The organism is Thermogladius sp. 4427co, from assembly GCF_051933805.1.
Lineage (GTDB): Archaea > Thermoproteota > Thermoprotei_A > Sulfolobales > Desulfurococcaceae > Thermogladius.
The window spans coordinates 1-20,760 of sequence record NZ_CP196893.1; the positions used below are offsets into that span (position 1 = coordinate 1).

General features: G+C 46.1%; 23 protein-coding genes. 9 read left to right on the top strand and 14 right to left on the bottom strand.

Annotated features, from left to right (window positions below; genetic code table 11):
* Nucleotides 1-591: 591 nt before the first annotated feature.
* Complete coding sequence (locus tag ACSU1N_RS00005; RefSeq protein ID WP_440059583.1) at nucleotides 592-978, bottom strand: hypothetical protein; 387 nt, start codon at nucleotides 976-978, stop codon at nucleotides 592-594.
* Entirely contained in the window at nucleotides 978-1,295 is a 318-nt protein-coding gene (locus ACSU1N_RS00010) for a helix-turn-helix domain-containing protein (protein WP_440059584.1), read from the bottom strand. The genes ACSU1N_RS00005 and ACSU1N_RS00010 overlap by 1 nt, the downstream gene beginning before the upstream one ends.
* An 81-nt stretch (nucleotides 1,296-1,376) precedes the next feature.
* Between ACSU1N_RS00010 and ACSU1N_RS00015 the strand changes: the two genes are divergently transcribed.
* Nucleotides 1,377-2,249 (top strand): hypothetical protein, encoded by an 873-nt coding sequence (locus ACSU1N_RS00015; protein ID WP_440059585.1) that lies wholly within the window; start codon nucleotides 1,377-1,379, stop codon nucleotides 2,247-2,249.
* A gap of 12 nt (nucleotides 2,250-2,261) precedes the next feature.
* Here ACSU1N_RS00015 and ACSU1N_RS00020 read toward each other — a convergent pair whose 3' ends face one another.
* The gene (locus ACSU1N_RS00020; protein WP_440059586.1) at nucleotides 2,262-3,476 is read right to left on the bottom strand and encodes a PLP-dependent aminotransferase family protein; all 1,215 of its coding nucleotides are present in this window, start codon (nucleotides 3,474-3,476) and stop codon (nucleotides 2,262-2,264) included.
* A gap of 137 nt (nucleotides 3,477-3,613) precedes the next feature.
* Here ACSU1N_RS00020 and ACSU1N_RS00025 point away from each other — a divergent pair, with 137 nt between their 5' ends.
* A complete protein-coding gene (locus tag ACSU1N_RS00025; protein ID WP_440060306.1) occupies nucleotides 3,614-5,188 on the top strand; it encodes a B12-binding domain-containing radical SAM protein in 1,575 nt (524 codons plus the stop codon).
* 9 nt (nucleotides 5,189-5,197) lie between these two features.
* Here ACSU1N_RS00025 and ACSU1N_RS00030 read toward each other — a convergent pair whose 3' ends face one another.
* The 4 genes from ACSU1N_RS00030 to ACSU1N_RS00045 are packed head-to-tail and all read right to left on the bottom strand — an operon-like array spanning nucleotide 5,198 to nucleotide 8,807.
* Nucleotides 5,198-5,617, bottom strand: coding sequence for a Zn-ribbon domain-containing OB-fold protein (locus ACSU1N_RS00030; protein WP_440059587.1), 420 nt, complete (start codon nucleotides 5,615-5,617; stop codon nucleotides 5,198-5,200).
* A gap of 9 nt (nucleotides 5,618-5,626) precedes the next feature.
* On the bottom strand, nucleotides 5,627-6,682 hold the full coding sequence (locus ACSU1N_RS00035; protein WP_440059588.1) for a hydroxymethylglutaryl-CoA synthase: 1,056 nt from the start codon (nucleotides 6,680-6,682) through the stop codon (nucleotides 5,627-5,629).
* A 5-nt stretch (nucleotides 6,683-6,687) separates the two neighbouring features.
* The gene (locus tag ACSU1N_RS00040; protein WP_440060307.1) at nucleotides 6,688-7,761 is read right to left on the bottom strand and encodes an ABC transporter ATP-binding protein; all 1,074 of its coding nucleotides are present in this window, start codon (nucleotides 7,759-7,761) and stop codon (nucleotides 6,688-6,690) included.
* Between the two features lie 50 nt (nucleotides 7,762-7,811).
* Nucleotides 7,812-8,807 (bottom strand): ABC transporter ATP-binding protein, encoded by a 996-nt coding sequence (locus ACSU1N_RS00045; RefSeq protein ID WP_440059589.1) that lies wholly within the window; start codon nucleotides 8,805-8,807, stop codon nucleotides 7,812-7,814.
* Nucleotides 8,808-8,922: 115 nt separating this feature from the next.
* On the opposite strand from ACSU1N_RS00045, the gene ACSU1N_RS00050 reads away from it, so the two are divergent.
* Nucleotides 8,923-9,810, top strand: a complete 888-nt coding sequence (locus ACSU1N_RS00050) for a BtpA/SgcQ family protein (RefSeq protein WP_440059590.1) — start codon at nucleotides 8,923-8,925, stop codon at nucleotides 9,808-9,810.
* Nucleotides 9,807-10,766 carry a carbohydrate kinase family protein gene (locus tag ACSU1N_RS00055; protein WP_440059591.1) on the top strand — a complete coding sequence of 320 codons (960 nt, stop codon included), beginning with the start codon at nucleotides 9,807-9,809 and terminating at the stop codon, nucleotides 10,764-10,766. The genes ACSU1N_RS00050 and ACSU1N_RS00055 overlap by 4 nt, the downstream gene beginning before the upstream one ends.
* Here ACSU1N_RS00055 and ACSU1N_RS00060 read toward each other — a convergent pair.
* Complete coding sequence (locus ACSU1N_RS00060; protein ID WP_440059592.1) at nucleotides 10,744-11,436, bottom strand: class I SAM-dependent methyltransferase; 693 nt, start codon at nucleotides 11,434-11,436, stop codon at nucleotides 10,744-10,746. The genes ACSU1N_RS00055 and ACSU1N_RS00060 overlap by 23 nt on opposite strands.
* An 87-nt stretch (nucleotides 11,437-11,523) precedes the next feature.
* Between ACSU1N_RS00060 and ACSU1N_RS00065 the strand changes: the two genes are divergently transcribed.
* On the top strand, nucleotides 11,524-12,513 hold the full coding sequence (locus ACSU1N_RS00065; RefSeq protein WP_440059593.1) for an MDR/zinc-dependent alcohol dehydrogenase-like family protein: 990 nt from the start codon (nucleotides 11,524-11,526) through the stop codon (nucleotides 12,511-12,513).
* Here the strand turns inward: ACSU1N_RS00065 and ACSU1N_RS00070 are convergent.
* Nucleotides 12,503-13,234 carry a purine-nucleoside phosphorylase gene (locus tag ACSU1N_RS00070; RefSeq protein ID WP_440059594.1) on the bottom strand — a complete coding sequence of 244 codons (732 nt, stop codon included), beginning with the start codon at nucleotides 13,232-13,234 and terminating at the stop codon, nucleotides 12,503-12,505. The genes ACSU1N_RS00065 and ACSU1N_RS00070 overlap by 11 nt on opposite strands.
* Nucleotides 13,235-13,399: 165 nt before the next feature.
* Between ACSU1N_RS00070 and ACSU1N_RS00075 the strand changes: the two genes are divergently transcribed.
* Nucleotides 13,400-13,582 (top strand): hypothetical protein, encoded by a 183-nt coding sequence (locus ACSU1N_RS00075; RefSeq protein WP_440059595.1) that lies wholly within the window; start codon nucleotides 13,400-13,402, stop codon nucleotides 13,580-13,582.
* A 10-nt stretch (nucleotides 13,583-13,592) separates the two neighbouring features.
* On the opposite strand, the gene ACSU1N_RS00080 is transcribed toward ACSU1N_RS00075, so the two are convergent.
* A complete protein-coding gene (locus ACSU1N_RS00080) occupies nucleotides 13,593-14,459 on the bottom strand; it encodes an RNA-guided endonuclease TnpB family protein (protein WP_440060308.1) in 867 nt (288 codons plus the stop codon).
* A 74-nt stretch (nucleotides 14,460-14,533) separates the two neighbouring features.
* Between ACSU1N_RS00080 and tnpA the strand changes: the two genes are divergently transcribed.
* From tnpA to ACSU1N_RS00095, 3 genes are all read left to right on the top strand, one after another.
* The gene (tnpA, locus tag ACSU1N_RS00085) at nucleotides 14,534-14,938 is read left to right on the top strand and encodes an IS200/IS605 family transposase (RefSeq protein ID WP_440060309.1); all 405 of its coding nucleotides are present in this window, start codon (nucleotides 14,534-14,536) and stop codon (nucleotides 14,936-14,938) included.
* The gene (locus tag ACSU1N_RS00090) at nucleotides 14,935-16,236 is read left to right on the top strand and encodes an RNA-guided endonuclease InsQ/TnpB family protein (RefSeq protein ID WP_440059596.1); all 1,302 of its coding nucleotides are present in this window, start codon (nucleotides 14,935-14,937) and stop codon (nucleotides 16,234-16,236) included. Before tnpA ends, ACSU1N_RS00090 begins: the two co-directional genes overlap by 4 nt.
* A 126-nt stretch (nucleotides 16,237-16,362) precedes the next feature.
* Nucleotides 16,363-16,683 carry a nucleotidyltransferase domain-containing protein gene (locus ACSU1N_RS00095; protein ID WP_440059597.1) on the top strand — a complete coding sequence of 107 codons (321 nt, stop codon included), beginning with the start codon at nucleotides 16,363-16,365 and terminating at the stop codon, nucleotides 16,681-16,683.
* 248 nt (nucleotides 16,684-16,931) lie between these two features.
* Here the strand turns inward: ACSU1N_RS00095 and ACSU1N_RS00100 are convergent, their stop codons facing one another.
* The 4 genes from ACSU1N_RS00100 to ACSU1N_RS00115 are packed head-to-tail and all read right to left on the bottom strand — an operon-like array spanning nucleotide 16,932 to nucleotide 20,720.
* On the bottom strand, nucleotides 16,932-17,750 hold the full coding sequence (locus tag ACSU1N_RS00100) for an energy-coupling factor ABC transporter ATP-binding protein (protein ID WP_440059598.1): 819 nt from the start codon (nucleotides 17,748-17,750) through the stop codon (nucleotides 16,932-16,934).
* 6 nt (nucleotides 17,751-17,756) lie between these two features.
* Nucleotides 17,757-18,605: an energy-coupling factor ABC transporter ATP-binding protein gene (locus tag ACSU1N_RS00105; RefSeq protein ID WP_440059599.1), complete on the bottom strand. Its 849-nt coding sequence runs from the start codon at nucleotides 18,603-18,605 to the stop codon at nucleotides 17,757-17,759.
* The gene (locus ACSU1N_RS00110; protein ID WP_440059600.1) at nucleotides 18,592-19,422 is read right to left on the bottom strand and encodes an energy-coupling factor transporter transmembrane component T family protein; all 831 of its coding nucleotides are present in this window, start codon (nucleotides 19,420-19,422) and stop codon (nucleotides 18,592-18,594) included. The genes ACSU1N_RS00105 and ACSU1N_RS00110 overlap by 14 nt, the downstream gene beginning before the upstream one ends.
* Entirely contained in the window at nucleotides 19,419-20,720 is a 1,302-nt protein-coding gene (locus ACSU1N_RS00115) for an amidohydrolase family protein (protein ID WP_440059601.1), read from the bottom strand. The genes ACSU1N_RS00110 and ACSU1N_RS00115 overlap by 4 nt, the downstream gene beginning before the upstream one ends.
* Nucleotides 20,721-20,760 lie beyond the last annotated feature (40 nt).

A 20,760-nucleotide genomic window follows, 5' to 3' on the forward strand; every position in this document is an offset into this window, starting at 1 on the left:
CTTTTCGATTGTTTCAAGCGATTAAGAACGCAATCGAGAATGTCATTGTAAGCTTTCAATTCTTTTCGATTGTTTCTGCTGCAGGCGTATAGGGAGATTAGGAAGAGTAGGAACGATGCTTTCAATTCTTTTCGATTGTTTCCGAGCTTGGTTCTTGATTTAGATATTTGAAGGGACCGGATATTTAAGTTTTGTGTTTTGCACTAGGCTTTAATATCGAAGAAGCGATCATGAGGGGTGATCGCCTCCCTCTGTACTATGGTTTTAGACAAAATTCCCATGTAGGACATGGGATGATCCAAACCGATCAATCATTAAAGTGTTAAGAGTTTTAATTACACCAAGCGATCTCCAATACACCCCTGATCCATTTTTGCCAACACGGGCCCTAGGCAAAAATCCCATGTCCCACATGGGAATTTGTATTAGGATTCGGTTTCAGACCGGTATCATAATGTTTTCGGGGCTGGGGGTACAGGGTGTTCTATTATAGGCTCGTGTTGGGGCGTATGGTTTTAGTATGCGTGTGGAGGACGGTGTTGTGTATAGCGGGTTCTGTGATAACTTTAATCTTTGCCTAGAGCAGTGTCTTCAGCCTCTGCCGGGCTTGTATGCTTCTCTTATCCTCAGTATGCCGAGTGTCTCGCATGCTTCTATAAGCCAGCCAGCGTATATCGATGCTAGCATCTCGCAGGCTTCTCTCTCCCCGAGTGCTATGCTCTTGCTCTCCCTGTATGCTTCCGAAGCGAGACCGCAGTCGAGTCTCTTCATAAAATTCCTTTTCAGGTCGCTCAATAAGCTCGCTAGATCGATCTTCTCGATCACAAGCCTCGAGACATAGTCTATGTCCTCCCTGGTTAAGCTATAAGACTCCGGCTTTAATCCCCGCTGCCTAGCTAGCTCAACGTATTTCAGGAGGGGCCCGTAGTCTTCAACAACCCTACCCGACGCTAGGAGAGGCCTCCTACCCTGCTCCATTAGCCCACCGCTTCGAGAACCCTGCTCTTAAGCAGATTCTTCAGCCTGTCGTCGTCTATTAGAGCAGCGAGATCTTTAAGGGAGGCGGTGAGGTCGTCTATCAGTATCTCGTACACCTTCTCCTTCTCATAGGGGGCTAGATTCCTAATAATCTTCGAAACAACCTCATCGCTAGGGTAAGCCCTCCTATTCAAATATTTTCTCACAGCAGTAGGGGAAACACCTAGTTCGGAAGCAAGCTGTTTAACACTCCTAGAGGATAAGACTACCTCAATAATCTTCAGCCTAGCCTCTTTGCTAACCCATTCAAACGGCAAACCAGGATCCCATAACCCATATGAATGTTTTAAAATAATAACGTTTTAAAGAGTTTAAAGCGAGCAGTAAAGGTGCCGTGGTTGAAGAACACGAGGGTCGTGTACGAAGGGAGGGTAAGCATCCTTGAGACGCCTGCTGTAGAACTATGGAAGGGGATGATACTAGTCAAAAACTACATGGCCTACATCGGCTTCCAGGACGAAGCGTTAATAAATAGCGTAGAACCATTCATTCTCCCGAAGACTCTTGGAAGCGTGTGCGTTGGGAGAGTAGTCGAATCCCACGAGGAGACTGGTCTCACAGGTAGGTTTATAGTCGTAAACCCTATGGTGGGAGGTTCGAGGACTGTCCTAGACGAAGACGGTTGTCTATCAACCTACTTCCAGGTGAGGCCTGAGAGAGTCTACAGAGTAGTCCAGTCACCGGAGCCAGACCACCTGCTAGAGCCATATATAGCGCACGCGCAGCACCTAGCAGATAACTCGGAGGGAGAGGTACTAGTGCTCGGGTGTAATATCGTCGGTTTTTCAACAAGCCTAGTGTTGTACAACCGGGGCAGGACAGTATACATGCTCTGCAGAAGGCTGCTGAACCTGGCGAGAAACCTTGGTTTGAAACCTTATAGGAATGTAAACGACCTACCCCCGAGCCTCGATACCCTTGTTATTGGAGGATACGACCCTACCCTATGGGATGTCCTTGAGAAGATTAGGTTCAGGAAGGTTATAGTATCAGGTTTCGCCGGCCTCAGGTATATCAGGGTGCCTGCTGGGGACGAAATAGTGCTTGTGAAAGCTGTTGACATATCCTACTCTCCTAGCGAAGAAGTGGCCGGGGTTTTAAAGAGCTTGATACCCTATGTGAAGACTGCGAGCGTGAAAAATATCGAGGACTCCCTCGGATATCTCCCTCCGAGAGGGCTAGGGGTGATACTCCGTTTCGAAACAGTATAGTAGCCGGGTAGACTACTCGGATTTAACTAGCTGGGCTAGCCTCCTCACACCCTCGTATATCTCGTCGTGGGTTGGGTAGCTGAAGTTTATCCTCATAGTATTGTATCCTGAACCATCTACGAAGAACCCTGCCCCGGGAACGTATGCGACCTTATACTTGTTGATAGCTACTTCCAGGAGCTTTGTCGTATTAAACCCTTCTTTCTCAACCCTTGCGAAAATAAACAAGCCTCCGATCGGCCTAGTATATGAGACGTAGTCAGGGAAGTAGTCTTCCATAGCGGATAACATAGCATCCCTCTTACTCTTATAGTACGGTGTTGCCACTTTGATCATGCGTTCAACAAGCCCTTTCTTAATAGCCTCTAAGACAATGAACTGTGTGAGAGTCGGGCTGTGGAGGTCGAGGTATTGCTTGACCAGCTCGAACTTCCTAGCGACTTCTCTAGGGGCTACTATCCAGCCAATCCTAAGGCCTGGAGCAAGGATTTTACTCATAGTGCTGAGATAAATCACCCTATCATACCTGTCTAATGCTTTAAGAGGGGTAGTGTCAACCCCGTTCTCGTATGTTATGTAGCTATAGGGGTCGTCTTCGACGACTAGGACATCGTATTTCTCAGCTATCTCTAGGAGATGCTTCCTCCTATCATAGCTAAGCGTTGTGCCAGCAGGGTTGTGGCCTACTGGTATAGTATATATGAATTTAACCCTGCCCCCAGTGCTGTAAATACTCTTGAGCTTCTCCTCGAGCTTGAAAGTATCCATGCCGTTATCATCCATCTCAACCCCTACCAGCCTAGCCCCTGCTGCTTTGAAAGCGCCGATAGCAGCAAGATATGAAGGGTTCTCTGTAACCACGATATCGCCCGGGTCTATCATAGACCTTGCAACAATATCCAGAGCCTGCTGGCTCCCTGTTGTAACAACAATGTCCTCGGGGTCTGCTGAAATACCTTTCATCCTCCTCATGAAATCCGAAAGGGTCTCCCTCAGCTCGATCAAGCCTTTAGTCTCACTATACTGTAGCGCTTCATCCCCGTACTTCAGTATCGCCTCCCTAGATATATCCGCTAGCTCGCTCTTAGGAAACAGCTTAGGGTCGGGTATCCCGCCCGCGAAGCTTATAACATCCCTCCTATGTTTTATTAGAGCAAGAAGCTCCCTGATATCAGACGCTCTGATATTGTTAGCTAGAGAACTATAGTACTTACCGTAATCAACCATTCTACAACCCGTTAATACGTATCTCGAATATATGTTAAAAACCTATCTTCCATGAATGTGAATATACCGTACAAACCTATATATATAGTAAAACAATTATATAAATAATAATCGGTGTAATACGTATATTGCTAGCGGTGGTAGTACTGGTTGAAGTCAATAGGGTATTAAAGAACCCTCTACGAGTAAACGTTAGAATAGCCTATGTCTACCCTAGCTTCTACGAGGTTATGACATCTTCACTCGCACACGACATACTCTATTGGTACGCTAATAGAAGAGACGATGTCTACCTGGAGAGAGTAGTCTACGAGAAGAAGGGTGGAGAGGCTAGGAGTATTGAGACAGGGAGCCCTCTAAGAGACTTCCCTATTATCTTATCGACACTCCACTACGAGCTGGATATAGCGAACCTGGTTAGAATCCTCTGGTCTTCCGGCATAAGCCCTTTCAGAAAAGAGAGGAGGCAACTGCTTATAATAGGAGGGCCTGTAGCAATATCCAACCCGGAGCCTTTTGCTGAAATCGCAGATGCCTTCATAATAGGCGAGATAGAGTCTACTATAGACAGGGTTCTCGAAATACTATCTGCTAGAGCCGGTGAAAGCAAGAAGGTTGTCCTCGAAGAATTATCGGGGCTCGAATACGTTTACATACCAGGGTTGAAAGAGCATGCAGCGAGGAGCTTTGTCGAAAACCTGGATAACGTAGAATACCCTCTGAGACAGGTATTCGATACCGAGAGACAACCTGTCTTCGGCCTAGGGTTTAAACTCGAGTTATCGAGAGGCTGTATATACTGGTGCTCTTTCTGCATGGAGAAGAGGGTTTTCCAACCCTTCAGACACAGGAGTAGAGGGGTGATCAAGACCCTTGTCGAGAAAGGGGCCGAATACACAGGGTTGAACCGTTACGTACTCTACGCTCTATCATTCCCTGTAGTAGCCGAAGATTTCTACGCTCTAGAACTACTAGCAGAGTCCGGCGCTAGAGCAGTCCTACCATCCCTTAGGCTTGAGAAGCTAACGCCTGAAGCAGTAGAGTTGATTAAATCGGTTGGGCAAAGAGAAGTATCTATCGCACCCGAGTCTTTCAGTTTCCACACACAGAGGCTATTAATGAAATACCCGGGTCTCGTGAATACTCTGGTAGAGAGGATCACCCGGATTATAGACATGGGTTTAGACGTTAAATTATACCTTATATACGGTGTCAAAGGCGAGAAGCTAGAGGATGTTAGAGCAACAGTGGAGACTGTGAAGAGTATTGCGAGCTATGCTAGGAAGAAGGGTAGGAGGGTTGTAGCATCGTTCAACCCTCTCATACCCAAGGCGAGGACTCCATTCGCATATATCGGGATGGAGGATCCGGGGAGGCTTAGAAACCTGGCTCGATATATCGCGGGAGAGTTGAGGAGTGTAGCAGAGATACGCCCATACGATATAAAATCAGGGGTTATCCAAGCCGCTATCTCGCTCGGCGATAGGAGGCTAGGGAGGGTGCTCGTAGAATGGGCTTTGAGAGGAGGTGGTCTAACAGCGTGGAATAGAGCCCTGAAGGCAGGCGGTATTAGCATAGAGTATGTCTATACAGGCCTGAAACCCGGCGAGCCAGTTCCATGGGAGAATATTGTACTCGATAAGAATAGCGATGAAGTATCATTGATCCAATTTAAAACAATAAAGAGGTTCTACGGCTTAGGTGAGGGTTAAAAACTAGTTCTAGGAGCCAGCCTTCTCTAGGACAGGCCTATACATTATGAGATAGTGTATTAAGCCTGTCTCACCGTCTTCGCCAGCCCTTCTCAGGACTGGTTCGAGTATAATACCCGTCTTCAATTCTTCGATATCCACATCTGTAATCCTCGCCAGTATCCTAGCCTTAGACTCAAGGGTTTCAACGATACCTATTACAACCGGCCTCTTCTGCTCGAATCCTTCTCCAGCAGTATATATAACCGTGTAAGTTAGTAGACGGGCTTTCTCGTTGATTAATTCTACTTCGACAACATTCCTCGACCCGCAGACTCTGCACACGCTAGTGTAAGGATATAGTACTCTACCACAGTCCAGGCACTTGGCTGCTTTAAGCCTGTAGTAGTTAAGCCTTTCACGCCAGAATCTGGGTATGGAATACCTCATTAAACCACCTCATATCCTCTTGATCAAGCCTCTAGCCTTAGCGTAGAAAGCGTAATCGACTAGTTTCCTCCTAGACAAATAGTCTACCACTCTAGGCGCTCTATCCCTCTTCTCTAAAACCTTGTCTGTTACAATGATACTGAATGCATCGCTCCCGGCACCGCTCCCGAACGGGGCTAGTAGTATCCTCGAGCCCGGCTTAGCCTCGTCTAGGACCTTGGACAACCCTATCAACGCTGAAGAATTATAGCTATTACCGATCATCGGCGTGACAAGACCTGGCTTGACTTTCTCGAGGGGTATGCCTAGCATTCTAGCAACCTGGACAGGGAATTTACCGTTAGGTTGGTGGAATATAGCGTAGTCGAAATCGCTTATCTTCAAACCAGTTTTCTCTAGTAGTCCTTTCACAGCGCTAACAATATGGTGGAAGTATGCGGGCTCCCCGGTAAATCCTTCTCCGTGCAAAGGGTATGGTGAAGTAGCCCTCCTCCAGAAGTCCGGGGTGTCAGTTACATAGGTGTAGCTTGCTTCGAAGACTGCTGCCGCTTCACTGCTCGGCCCTATAATCAAGGCTGTAGCCGCTGAGGAAGCTGTAAACTCTAATACGTCTCCCGGGTTAGCCTGGGCTGTATCACTGCCTATAACCATAGCGTATTTAACCATGCCTGATGCGACAGCTGCGATACTAATCCTGATAGCCTCGCTAGCAGCTCTACACGCGAACTCTAGGTCTGTTGCCATCGTAGACGGGGTAATACCTAGGGCTTCAGCAATAATTGTAGCAGACGGTTTCACAGCGTAAGGCTTGCTCTCTGTACCAAACCATACGGCACCTATATCCCTCGGGTTTACACCAGCTCTTCTCAAAGCGTTTAAAGCAGCTTCCCAGCCCATTGTCACAGCGTCTTCGTCTACGCCTGCAACACTCTTCTCGGTTACGTCTAGCTCTTTCGGCTGCTCTGGGTTGAAACCCCACACCCTAGTTATCTCGCCGAGAGGTAGCCTATACCTGGGTATATAGCTGCCCCAGCCTACTATCCCTGTTAAATCCTCTGGCTTCAAATGAGTCACCTTCTAGCGTAGAGCCAGCAAGCCACGTAGTGCCCGGGTTCGACTTCAACCATCGGAGGCTCTTTGCGAGTGCACATATCTTTAAGCTCTGGGTGCTCGTCTAACGCTACACACCTAGGGTGGAATCTGCAGCCAGGAGGAATGTTTACAGCGCTAGGTACTTCCCCCTTGATAGGCACCTCTCTGAACCTAAGCCTGTTCGAGGGATCCGGCTCCGGGACTGCCGAGATAAGCGCCTTGGTATACGGGTGGAGAGGGTTCTTGATCACTTTCTCCGTCTCGCCCATCTCAACGATCTTCCCGAGATACATTATAGCAATCCTGTTGGCGATATACCTCGCGATCGCTAGGTCGTGGGTTATAAACAGGTATGTCAGGTTGAGCTTCTGCTTCAACTCTAGCAGTAGCTCTAGTATCTCGGCTCTAATAGATACATCGAGCATTGAAACAGGCTCGTCGGCAACAATGAACTTAGGGTTGAGGATTAGGGCTCTCGCTATTACAACCCTCTGCCTCTGCCCTCCTGATAGCATGTGCGGGTATCTGTTCATAAAGTCTTCTGGGGGAGTTAGCTTGACTAGTTCTAGCGCTCTATATATCATATCGTAGCGGTCAGACCTTGTAAAACCGTATTTGTGTATTATAAGAGGCTCTTCTAGGATCTCGAATATTGTTAACCTAGGGTTGAGGCTACCGTAGGGATCCTGCCATATCATCTGTATCTCTCTTCTCAGAGGCCTCTGGAACTTCCTAGGTATAGAAGCTAGGTTTATATGTCCGTATTCGGTTAACACCTCGGGTTGATAGCCTAGTTTCGAATAAGTATCCATGAGGTCGCTACTAGGCTTGAAACCTATAATGCCCGAGGTTATATCGTGTAGCATTAGCAGTGATTTACCCGTAGTAGTCTTGCCGCAGCCGCTCTCGCCTACTAGTGCGAAAACCTCGCCCTGTTTGATATCAAAGCTTATCCCGTCGACAGCTTTAACATATTGAGGCGGAGCCCTCATCAGTATTTCAGTAAGTCCTCTTCTCAGGGGGAACCATACTTTCAAATCTCTAACAAACATTATGGTATCAGGCGATACATTGATCTTAGACCCCGAGCCCTCCACATGGATCACCTCTTAGAGTACAACCAGCACGCGACATAATGATCGGGTTCGACTTCAACCATAGGGGGTTCATCTCTAGAGCATGGTTCGAAAACATATTTACACCTAGGATGGAAGCGGCAGCCTGGTGGAGGCTGGGTTAGGTCTGGCGGTACGCCGGGTATGAATTCGAGCTTCTTCAATTCTTTCTTCAGGGATGGAATACTGTTTATCAGAGCCCTGGTGTAGGGGTGGAGTGGGTTATTGTATATTTTATCAGCCGGACCTATCTCAACGATTTTACCAGCGTACATAATAGCTACTTTATCTGCTATCTCGGCTATAAGGCTCATATCGTGGGTGATCAATATGATCGACATCTTAAGCTCTCTCTGCAGGGATTTGAGCAGGTTCATTATCTGGGCTTGCACTACGACGTCTAGAGCAGTCGTAGGCTCGTCTGCTATTACAAGCGGGGGCTTAAGGGCTAGGGCCATAGCTATCACAACCCTCTGCTTCATACCACCACTTAACTCGTGGGGGTAGCTCCTAATCCTCCTAGGGTCTATACCAACCATCTTCAGTAAGCCAGCTGTCTCCTGCAACGCTTCCTTCTTCGACAGGCCTTTATGTAGCATAAGTACTTCGGCTATCTGGTCTCCAATAGTATACACAGGGTTTAGAGCGTTCATAGCACCCTGGAAAACCATTGATATACCCTTCCACCTGATCTTAGTCCTGAACTCCTCCTCGGGCATTTTCAGGATATCCGACCCCATGAAATAGATCCTGCCGTCCACTATCCTACCCGGCGGCGGGACTAGCCTTATAATAGAGTATGCGAGCGTGCTCTTACCGCAGCCGGATTCCCCGGCAATTCCTAAGACCTCCCCCTTGTTTAGCTTGAAGCTTACATTATCAACTGCTTTAACAATACCTTTCGCAGTATAGAAATACGTCTTCAACCCTTGTACGTCCAGGATTACCTCGCTCAAAACCTTAGCACCTTTTTTATCAGTCATGAAATAAATCACCACAGTAAATATAAATTTAATCTCTTAGAATCTATCGGATACCTCGCATAGCACTTATATTACTGTCGACTCAATACTCTAACACGTGCCTGGGTGATCGTTTTTGAAGAAGGAATTCCTCGAGAAGCTCATACCCGAGTGGGCCAGGGAGCTCTACTCTAAGAGGTTGTTGTCTATCAGGGATTTATTCAAGAACGATAAAGCTATAATAGGCATGGTACACCTCCTCCCTCTGCCAGGCGCTCCCGGTTACAAGGGCTGGAGTATTGATGTCATCGAGGAACAAGCTTTAAGAGAAGCAAGGATCTATGAGGAGAATGGTGTTGACGGTTTAATAGTCGAAAACATGTGGGATCTCCCATACTATAGCGGGGCCTCTAGGATACCGCCCGAGGAGATGACTGCTCACGCTGTAGTAGCTAGGCATGTAGTGAAAAATGTCTCTATTCCCGTGGGCATAACTGTTATACACAACGGGGGACGGGTAGCACTAGCTATTGCTAAAGCAGCTGGAGCGAAGTTTATAAGAGTCTGCTTGTACACTGGAGCGGCTGTCTGGGATACCGGCGAATTCGACCACGGTGTCGCAGCAGACCTCGTCAGGCTGAGGAAGGCTCTCTACGCTGAAGACATTAAATTCTTCGTAGACGTAGTGAAAAAGCATAGCGTTGTCTTCCCAGGCATCGATTTAGAGACCCATACGAAGTGGGCTGATTTCTACCTCGCAGACGCTATCATAGTAACAGGCAGGATGACAGGTGAAGCCCCGAGCCCCGAGGATATTGAAAAGGTTAAATCCATCGTCGGAGACACTCCGGTGCTTGTAGGCAGCGGGTTAACTCCTGATAACGCAGAGAAACTCTTGAAGCATGCTGACGGAGCTATTGTCGGAACATATTTCAAAGTCAACGGTATAACCCAGAACCCTGTAGACCCCGAGAGGGTTAGAAGGCTTATGGAGGTTGTTAATAGGATAAGGGGTAAGGCGTGAAAAACAAGCTTGTAAACGTATACGGTGACCTGAACCTAGACATAATATACCTACTCGAATACGATAACATTGTTTTCAAAGACGTCTCCTACGTAGCTAGCAGAGGCCTTACATCCCCGGGGGGAGTAGGAGGCAATGTAGCAGTAGCTATTAGGAGGCTTGGGCTGGAATCAGGCGTGGTCGCTAGCGTCGGATACGACGAGATAGGTAGGATGCTCGTCGAAGACCTTAGGCTTAACAGAGTATCTGTAAACCGGGTGTCTAGCTTAAGAGGGGTTCCAACAGGTGTTATGAGTATTATTGTTAAAAAGAACGGTGAGAGAACTATTATCGGATACAGAGGGGCTAACCGCTACAATGTGTTGAGCGAGGAAACCGTAGAAGAGATAATGGATGAGTCGAGAGCTATTTTCGCCTATGGTTTCGCAACCAATAATATCGATAAAGGGGCCTCTCTGCAACTACTAATAGACAAGGCTTCTAAAGAACACGTAGAGACAGGCCTAGACCTAAGCGGGTTCACGAAGAGCGATCTAAGCATATTAGCCAGCCTCAAGAAGAAGGTGACATATGTTTTCCTCAATATAGACGAACTAGAAGTATTACTAGGGTCTAGAAGTATCACGGCGGCTGAATCACTTTTCAAATTCCTCGAGCCAGAAGCATTATTCCTGAAAATGGGGGGCGAGGGTTCTATGGCTATTAGCAGAGAGAGGAAGGTGAGGATGAGAGCACTCGATATAAAGCCTGTTGATACAACAGGTTCTGGTGATGCTTTCAACGCTGGAGTATTCTACGGTATGCTCGAAGGCTTCGATATAGAGAGGGCTCTACTAATAGGTAATGCTATGGGGGCTTACAAAGCACTAGGCTACGGGGCTAGGCATCTGCCTAGCTCGTTCAACGAGCTAATAGAGTTTATTGAAGAACATGCTAGAGGCGTTTACCAGCTCTGATCACGATAAAACTACTCGTCTCCTTAATCCCTATGCTAGGCGGTTCCAGAACCTCGGCTCCGCCGGGGGGATAGGATAGTGTTGAAACAACGCTCTCAACCCTGAAACCTGCTTCGCTAAGCATGTCCTCTACCTCGCTCAACGTGTAGAATTTCGCGTGGGAATAGAATCTATGCCCCTCCTCCCGGAGTCTACTGTAGTACAAGCCCCAAGGACTATCCCTCCGTATAAACGCTACAACAAGCTTCCCGCCCCCTCTTAGAACCCTCCAGGACTCGCGGAGAGTTGTAGCAGGGTCGTCTAGAAAGCATAGTGTGATGATTATGAAAACCCCTCCGAACATGCTATCCGGGAACGGTAGGTTCTCGCCTACGCCTCTAACTGTTTTAACGCCTCTCGCGCTAGCTAGTTCTAGTAGTTTCTCCGAGGGGTCTACCCCAACATCTATACCGAGGGGTGCTGCGAACCTACCGCTTCCAACGCCTATTTCGAGCCATGGCCTAGGGATATTCCTACTAGATAATTCTACAGCCCATAGCTCGCTCCTATATACTTCCGGGTGTTCGTCATACCATTTATCGTATTCCAACCAGTATTTCTCGAAAGGGTCTACAACCATTATTACACCATGGAAGGAGTGTGTCGGCGAATACGTCCCCGGCCTATTCATCCGTGAGGAATCCTATCCTCAGTCGTAGGCCAGCTAAATATATTAATGCATGCTTATTTATAAATTTTCTGAGAGGTTAAACCCGTCTTGAAAGCTCTTGTAATGAAAGGCCCTAGAGATATTAGTGTTGAGGAAGTACCCGATCCCCATCCGCCGCCTGGCTGGGCCCTGGTTAAAACAGTTGCCGTAGGTATATGTGGGACTGATAAAGCCTTCTACACAGGATCTTATCCGTTGTTCAAAAAACCCCTCATACCAGGCCACGAGGTCTCCGGGATAGTTGTAAGCGATGGAAGGCTTAAAGGTAGACTTGTGGTAAGCGAGATAAACTTTCCCTGCGGCCAGTGCGAGTACTGTAGGAGGGGGCTCTACACTCACTGCCCTTATAGGAAGACCCTGGGGATCGATTTCGACGGTGGTTTCGCAGAGTATTTCATAGCCCCTGAGACCGCTCTACACCCTATCGATGGAATGCTAGACCCTGTACTAGCCACGGAGGTAGAACCGTTGGCAGCAGTACTAAATGCTTTCACACAGTATCCTCCAGAACCTGCTGATACCGTAGCTATCGTCGGCACCGGGAATCTCGCCCTACTCTTTGCAGAGGTATTGAAATGGATGGGGCTCGACCCTATTATAATAGCACGTCCCGGAAGCCGTAAATCAAAGTATTTCACTAGCAGAGGATTTAGGGTTATCGCGACTAGTGAAGTAAGCGGATATATCAGGGAGAATACTCCCGAAGGCCTGGGTTTCGACATGGTTATTGAAGCCAGCGGTAGCACAAGCGGGCTTGATACAGCAATAGAGATAGCACGCCCCCGTGGAATAGTACACTTGAAGTCGACGCCCGGCTCAAGATTCAGCGTAGACCTTACGAGGGCTGTAGTGAAAGAATTAAGGATTATAGGGACGCGGTGCGGTACTTTCAGAGAGTTCAGGAAAGCGATCGAGCTTTTGAGCAAAGGGGTTGTGAAACCAGCTGTTACAAGCGTTATAGACGGTATCGAGAACTCTGTTAAAGCTTTCGAGAAGGCTCTTTCAGAAGACGAGATGAAAGTTGTTGTCAGAGTCTAAAAGAAGCTAGTGCCTCGAATAGAATGCCTCCAGCTTCATAAACATATTTTTTCAGTTCCTCGGTAGTCGGGTACCCTGTTTCCTTCACGAGACTATTGCTTACTAAAAGCACTGAGAGCGCTCTGAACCCCCTTAGCCTCGATAAAATGTATAGGATAGCAGTCTCCATCTCGACTGCTACAACGCCAAACCTTCTCCAGAACGATGCGAACTCGTACGGGTCTACATAGAACCTGTCTGCGCTGACAACACCTGCTATATAATGCTTATAGCCTTTACTACTATAGTACTCGTCTACATGCTTCAATAAATGGAAATCTGCTGAAGCGCTTAATACTATGTCTGAAGGTATGTACTGGATGTAAATCCCGCCGCTGTAGTAGCTAGCATCACGTGCTAGGATGATATCGCCAACGTCCAGCTCTTCTACTAGAGCCCCTGTAGTACCAAATCTTACTATAGCCTTAGCCCCAAGCATGTATAATTCCTCGAATACTATATGAGCCGAACCAGAGCCCACACCGTGAACAGCTACTGTTATCGGTACATTTCTGTATAAGCCGGTATACACGTAGAAACCTCTATTCTCGTTCACCAGCCTCGCTTCCTCGAGAAGGTCTTTTAGCAAGCTAGCCCTCTTAGGGTCTCCTACTGTAACAACCCTTTCAGCTATCTCGCCCGGCTTAGCTAGGATGTGAAGAGGTTTCTTGAAATACGTCAAGAACCCGCTTCCTCCTCTGTTTTCGAAATCATTTATTCTAAGTATTTTAATTTTACAATCTCTGCTCTTATCACGGCTTGAATAATGAAGAGCACAGATTTTGTCTGCATTTTCAAAAGAAAACTTATAAAAACAAAAAATGATGTTTTTAGAGCGGAGGGATTCATGGTTGCTGTTCTAAAGAAAGAATTCCTCGAGCTACTAGAAAGCGATAAAGAGTTCAGGTATGCTGTAGCAGGCTATCTGGGTCTCTCAGAGATTCTGAAGAGGTTAGAAGAGCATGATAAGAAATTTAATGAAATCGTGGAGGAGTTGAAGGCTATTCACAAAAGGGTTCGGGTCTGGTGAATAACTGTAACTACCTGTAAATATTTTTAATTATTTGCTTCATCCCCTCATCTCTTATTCCCCTGCTCCGTCTGGTTTCATCCTTCACAGCAGGGGCGCTTAGGGGTGACCCGGGCTCCCCCGCATACGCGTGTATAGCTTTCAGCCAGATATTTAATGCTCCAACAGTGTCTCTATCCATTTTCAATCCGCATCTACTGCATACAGCCAGTCTATTAACGTACTCCAGCCTGCTCCCACACCTCGGGCATATCGACGAGGTATTCCTAGGGTCTAGGAAAGCTATTGGAACATTGTATTCAACTGCTTTGCTAGTGATAGAGTGGAGAAGCCTCCTATATGCGAATCTCGCTAGCTTCCATCTAACGCTATTGCTTCTACTATTTATGCTTTCTCTAAGCCCGTTGAGGTCTTCTAAGACGATTCCATGCCTAGTCTTTAAAGCGTCTAGAACAATACGCTTAGCAATCTTCCAGCACCAATCGACGATAATGTTTCTCGATTTCCCATGCAGAGACCTGATTCTTTTTAGAATATTTTCATTATATTTCCACCTCTTCGAGTACTTCCTCTGAAGCTCCTCAGCCCTAGCCTTCTTGGAGAGGGCGTGAACAAATCTCGTTTTATACCTCCTGACCCCGGAGCCGTTAAATAGTGTGAGTGTTCTCAGATTAATATCTACCGATACAAACCCGGCTGGAATATATGGCTTGTAGCGTGTTTCGAACACTATTGAGACATAGAGTTTTCCGCTAGCATATTTAACGTGTACCTCTTTCCACTTCAAGCTCTTGAATCTCTCCAGGTAATCCTTCCTATGCTTCAATTTTAGAGCATACCACTTACAACTGAAAGCCTCGCCCTTTAGGGCGGGGATGAGGAAAGATTTTTAAGCTTTGTACTCTCTAATGTATTCTTGGGAGAGCCTTGGCGGGCGAATCTCTAGGGTGGATGGGGCTTAGGAGTACTAGGTATGTCAAGTATTGGTGTGCCTACCATTTTGTGTGGATCCCTAAGTATCGTAGAGATATCCTTGTTGGTAATGTTGCCGAATACTCTAGAGAGGTCTTGAGAGAGATCGCCGAAGAAATAGGCTGTGAGCCTATTGCTATTGAGGTTATGCCTGATCACGTCCATGTATTTGTTCTATGCCCGCCGAGGCTCTCCCCAGCCTACATAGCGAATTATCTGAAGGGTAAGTCTGCTAGGAGAATACTCCAGAGGTTTCCAGAGCTAAAGGCAAAAGCTAAATACGGTAAACTCTGGAGCAGGAGCTATTTTGTAGCAACAGTAGGCAACGTGACTGCCGATATTGTTAAGAAGTATGTTGAGGAACAGTGGGCGAGGGAGGAGTGAAGAGGACAGTAACGATAAGACTATTGCCTGATAGGGATGCAGAAGCAAAACTGAAAGCCTTGTGTAGCTTAAGTTCCAAGCTCTGGAATGAGGTCAACTACGCTAGGAGGAGAATATTCTTCGAGACTAAGAAGGTTGATTTAAAGAGCACGTACAAAGAGTTCTACGAGAAGTACAAGACGTTAATAGGTTCAGCTACTACACAACAGGTTCTCAACAAAAACGACGAAGCTTGGAAAAGCTTCTTCTCACTACTAAAAACCAAGAAAGAGGGGAAACTACCGCCATTCATAGCAAGAGTTAACCCGCCGGGGTATAGGAAGAAGGGTGGAAGGAGAGAGTTGTGGGTTGTTGTGAGAAAAGACCAGTATAGGGTTGAGAATGAACACATAGTTATCAAAGGATTAGGAGCCCTCGGGTCTATCAGAGTCAGGTACTCTGGGAGAATACACGTCTTCGGTAAGCAGGGTAGGGCTGAGATACGATACGACCCTGATGAGAAGAAATGGTACATGCACATATCCTTCGAGGTTGAGGAGAAAATTGTTAAAGGTAGAATAGTTAAAGTGCCTATGAAGCCCCTTGGGAATAAGAGTGCTGGGGTAGATATTGGTATTAATAACCTCCTAGCAGTATACGTCGAGGATGGATCAGCCCTTTTAGTATCGGGTAGACCGTTGAAGTCTATCAGCTTCTACTGGAGGAGGAAAATGGCCACTTATCAGAGTACGCTTAACAAATATGGGTTCAAGACGTCTAGGAGGCTTAGGAGGATGTATGAGAAGTGGAGGAGGCAGATTAGAAGCTACATTAACTGGGCTGTGAGGAACACTGTTGAATGGCTCTATCTGAGGGGTGTATCAGAGGTAGTTGTCGGATACCCAAGGTATATTGCTCGAGAGCCGGGTAAAAGCCCTAAGGTTAACTTTGAGATAACCCATGTCTGGAGCTATAGATACCTGCTCAGAAGGCTAGCTGAGGTAGCGGAAGAATACGGGGTCAAAACAGAATTTGTAAGCGAGGAATATACGTCGACAACATGCCCATTGTGCAGAACCCATAGAAATCATAAAAGGATAACTAGAGGGTTGATCAAATGCTATAAACACAATAAGGTATTCAACGCAGACCTCGTAGGAGCATACAATATACTCTCGAAGAGAAAACCCATAGCCCCGAGCCCCGCGTTAAGCGGGGTAGGGGTAACGCGCCCGAGACCGGGCGCGGGGCTAAACCAGGCTAGAGCCTGGAATGTAGCCCCAAACCTCCCCACCCTAAGGGGAAACCTCGCCCTTTAGGGCGGGGAGGAGGTCATATCGCCCGCTTGGAGGAAGCATATATCTCTTCTAGATATCTGCCTATTTCATATGAGGAAAAAGAAGTGAGGGATATAGCCCGGTTTGTATTAGAGGTGTTCAAGCCTATTGTCGAAAGGGTTTGAAGATCCATTGAAATATTATAGAAACTATGTTGAAGTAGCTAAGAGGGTTAGAGAAATAGTTTCCAGATATGATCCGGAAGCAGAGGTATACGTCTTCGGGTCTGTTGTCAGAGGGAGCTATACCGCGGGAAGCGATATTGATATACTAGTGGTAACAAAGCGTTTCGAATCCAGATACGATATCATGGTTGATGTGTACAAGCAGATTGACGCTCCAATAGAGCTACACGTGGTAACAAGAGAGCTGTTTGAGAAGTGGTATAAGAGGTTTATTAGTCCTGAAGAACTCGTTAAAATATTGTAATCATTTTACTTATGCCAGTATGACCAAGGAGTCTAAAACATCTGGACTCTTGTCTCCAATAGGATAGTTGATGTGTCTTATCAAGCGCCTCATGAAAGGCTATAATACTATTAATGCCATGGTTGCTACTAGCGGAATAATCCCTAGATAAGAGATCGATGTATACAAATAGTTTGGGTTTTCTCATTGAGATTATGTATAAAGAGGTGTTTCATAAGCTAAACAATGTATGGACATCTTAAAACAAGTCAGGATCTTACCTTATTTACTATTTCGTTCACAAAATCGCTTACCCTGATAATCCTGCCTAGACCTAATATGCTAGAAGCCTGTGTTATCTGGAGCGGTATATAGTTGTTTTCTACAAGGAAATCGATATCGCCTAAGACGTCCTCGGGTTTTCCTTCTCTAATAATCTCGCCACGGCTCATGAATATAACTCTTGTAGCTAGTTCTGCAATAAGCTGTAGGTCGTGGCCTATCAGGACTACCGAGTGTCCTTTCTTAGTTAATTCTTTGAAGATCCCTAGTAGCTGGAGACTTCTCTTATAGTCTATTCCAGCGAAAGGCTCGTCTAGAACGAATATATCTGGTCTAATCGCTAGCACTGTTGCGATCGCTAGCCTATGCCTTTCTCCGAAACTAAGGATGTGAGGAGATATATTCAACGGTTTCTTTAAATCGACTACTTCCAGCGCCCACTTAATCCTCTCTTCTATCTCGCTCTCTCCGAAACCAAGCTTCTTAAGCCCAATGCTCAATTCGTCTCTTATAGTTGCCGAATATATCTGGGAATCCGGGTTCTGGAAAACATATCCCACATGTCTCGCCAGCTTCGACGTAGGAACCCTCCTCGTATCCATTCCGAGAACTTCAACCCTACCTTTCAAAGGCTTTAACAAGCCGTTAAAATGCTTAGCCAGTGTTGTTTTACCTGCTCCAGACTCGCCTATTAAAGCAATAAATTCTCCGCGCCTAATGCTTAAATTGATATTTTTCAACACCCAGTCCTGTTTCTTACTGTATTTGAACCATATATTTTCTGCCTTAAGGATCTCTTCGCTCAAACAATATCACCTCTTAAACAGGTTTGCTAGAATCTGAACGCCCTCGCTGAGTCTAACTGGTATCCTATCTACAGGCAGGCCTTTCTCGATCAGCTTGTAGAAAGCCTCTGTAATCATAGGCGGTCTGACACCAGTCTTCTTAATAATCTCGTACTTAGAGAATACTTCGCTCGGGCTGCCTACAGCAACAAACTCGCCGTTATCCATAATAACCACCTTGTCTGCTACTTCACTAGCCCATTCTATCCTGTGTTCTACTACCAGAATAGTCATCTCATGGTCCTTCTTCAGCCTATCAAGTATCTCCAACACTCTCTTAGTACTCTTATGGTCTAACATCGAGGTAGGCTCATCTAGTATCATAACTTTCGGTCTCAGAGCTAGTACAGAGGCTATAGCAAGGATCTGTCGCTCACCTGCTGATAAACTCCATGGTGAAACATCTTTCTTATCCCATAGACCAACATATTTAAGGATTTCTTCAGCTCTCTTCTCGATCTCGCCCGGCTCCAGACCCAGGTTTTCGAGACCGAACGTAACCTCTTCGAATACAGAAGGCATTATTATCTGGGAGTCGGGATTCTGGAATACGAAGCCAACCTCCTTAACTATCTCAGACGGCTGCAACTTTAGTATATCACGGCCGAGTATTCGAACACTGCCTCTTATAGTACCCTTAATCATATTCGGTATTATGCCTGTTAATATGTAGAGTAGTGTTGACTTACCGCATCCCGAAGGACCCATTAATACCGTGAACTCTCCTTTATCAACCACGAGATTCAGGTTTTTCAGAGTCCACTCTTCTGCTAGAAGGTATTTAAACCACAGGTCTTTGATCTCAATAACCCCCATAGCCCCTGACACCTTCTATAAACGCGTATGTAGAGAATCCTCTAAGCGTGATTATTATTATAAATAAATAGAATGTTGTTAAGACGGCTAGAGCGATAGTGTCTCTTCGGGCCCATTTCAGAGGCTTGACATAGCTTCTTTTACCAGCACCAAACCCTCTGACCATTAAAGTAATAGCCATCTCCCAGGTCACGCTCATAATACGTATTATAAGGGGCACAAATATCGGGATCGTATTCGCTATCCTCTTAACAGGATTCGGAGAGTCTACTTCTATCCCCCTAGATTTCTGAACGTCCATTATCTCCCTTAGCTCGCGGAATGTTATCGGTAGCAGCCTGAGTGATAGGAAGAATATGAATCCTGCTTTATAAGGTAGCTTGAGTCTATCAAAGGTCTGGACTAGGTCGTAAGGTTTAACGGTTGAAAAGAATAAGAGTATAGCTGTTATAGGGTTTACTATTAGGAAGAATTTCCCAGTCCCAACAAGCAAGCCGACATCTGTTACATGTAGGTTTGCGAAACTTATATAAAAGACCTGCCTGCCAACATTCTGGTAGAAACTAGCCCAGACGAGTATTGTGACAATAAAGAATACAATACTGTAAGCTATGATCAATATCAGCCTCTTAATAGATAGTTTTGCAAGAGCAATCCCTACGATAAGGCTTATGAATACGAAAACTCCTACGCTACCATCGTATTGTGTTGCTATTGAAGCGGCTAGTGCTAGGAGAAACCATAATAGTTTAACCCTGGGATCCAGCCTGTGGATTATGCTATCAGCCTCGTAATACAAGCCGACCTCGCTACTCATCTAACACCACACTCTGATAGGTCTTCTCTAATCTCGCGTATTTTCTCATAGATTATGTTCTTATACGTTATAAACCTAGGACTTTTGTTTACAATGCGCCCTCTCACAACAACATAGACGGGCTTAAAGAATTGGAAATCGTATACCATGCTCATAGCAATATCGCTAGCAACAGCGTCCATAGGATCTAGCCATGGGGGAGTACTCCATAAGACGAGATCTGCGTCCCCTCCTTTTACAAGCCCTATCGGATTCCAGCCTAGTGCTCTCCTACCTTCTACAATACTTGATTTCAATAGATTGTATACGTTGAACGGTATCGGCTTACCGTATCTACTCCCCTGCGCAGCGAGCCCGACTTTTATCTCGAACAGAGTGCTCATTACACCAGCTGTTAAAGGTCCATCTGTCCCAATTGTGACAGGGATTTGATTCTCTAGGAATTCGATTACACGAGCTATCCCGGAACCCCAGCTCATTATAGTAAAGGGACAGTACGAGATATATGGTTTATACTGGGATAATACAGGGAGGTCGCTATCCCAGATGTAGACAGAATGGGCTAGTAGCGGTCTAACTCTGAGTAGCCCTAGGTCCCTGGCTACCTCGGTAGGGGTTTTACCGAATTTTTCTCTCAGATATCTTACTTCATCAAGCGACTCTGCGAAATGAATGTGGATGATTAGCCCTTTGCTCTCGGACTCGGCTACTGCCCTCTCTATGGATTCAGGGGATACGGAATAGAGGGAGTGGACTCCTATATTCCCTCTAACGAGCTCGTCCCTACTATATTTTATTGCGAAACCGATAGATTCTTCGATACTATGCTTAGGAGGGCCTTCGAATAATTCGATAACCCCGAGACTCAGCGAGGCTCTAACACCTAGTTCTCTAGCAGCCCTAGCTACTTCTTCCTCGAAGAAATACATGTCACCGAATAAAGTCACCCCGTTTTCCACGAGCTCGATAATCCCTGCTATAGAGCCATAGTATACATGCCTAGGTTTCAGACAGCTCTCCATCCTCCATACGGTCTCCAGCCACTCGAAACCCGTCTTCTCAATCTTCACGTTTTTGAATATGTACATGGGTATATGTGTATGAGTATTTACTAGACCAGGCGTAACAAGGTGTCTAGGGCTTCCAATAATAAACTCAGGTCTATACTCCGACGACTTATCGTAGGGGACGATATCGATTACAACACCTCTATCACTATCTACCAGGACTACATGGTCTCTCAAGAAACGATCTTTATCGTCCAGGGTTAGCACGTTGCCTCTTATCCCATAAATCAAAAAAGACCACCGATAAAAACAGCGAGGTATGAATATGGAA

What these genes read in the sequence shown, in the direction of transcription:
- ACSU1N_RS00005 (WP_440059583.1), bottom strand. Translation starts at nt 978, where the DNA reads ATGGAGCAGGGTAGGAGGCCTCTCCTAGCGTCGGGTAGGGTTGTTGAA.
- ACSU1N_RS00020 (WP_440059586.1), bottom strand. Translation starts at nt 3,476, where the DNA reads ATGGTTGATTACGGTAAGTACTATAGTTCTCTAGCTAACAATATCAGA.
- ACSU1N_RS00030 (WP_440059587.1), bottom strand. Translation starts at nt 5,617, where the DNA reads ATGAGGTATTCCATACCCAGATTCTGGCGTGAAAGGCTTAACTACTAC.
- ACSU1N_RS00040 (WP_440060307.1), bottom strand. Translation starts at nt 7,761, where the DNA reads ATGTTTGTTAGAGATTTGAAAGTATGGTTCCCCCTGAGAAGAGGACTT.
- ACSU1N_RS00045 (WP_440059589.1), bottom strand. Translation starts at nt 8,807, where the DNA reads ATGACTGATAAAAAAGGTGCTAAGGTTTTGAGCGAGGTAATCCTGGAC.
- ACSU1N_RS00060 (WP_440059592.1), bottom strand. Translation starts at nt 11,436, where the DNA reads ATGAATAGGCCGGGGACGTATTCGCCGACACACTCCTTCCATGGTGTA.
- ACSU1N_RS00075 (WP_440059595.1), top strand. Translation starts at nt 13,400, where the DNA reads ATGGTTGCTGTTCTAAAGAAAGAATTCCTCGAGCTACTAGAAAGCGAT.
- tnpA (WP_440060309.1), top strand. Translation starts at nt 14,534, where the DNA reads ATGGGGCTTAGGAGTACTAGGTATGTCAAGTATTGGTGTGCCTACCAT.
- ACSU1N_RS00105 (WP_440059599.1), bottom strand. Translation starts at nt 18,605, where the DNA reads ATGGGGGTTATTGAGATCAAAGACCTGTGGTTTAAATACCTTCTAGCA.
- ACSU1N_RS00110 (WP_440059600.1), bottom strand. Translation starts at nt 19,422, where the DNA reads ATGAGTAGCGAGGTCGGCTTGTATTACGAGGCTGATAGCATAATCCAC.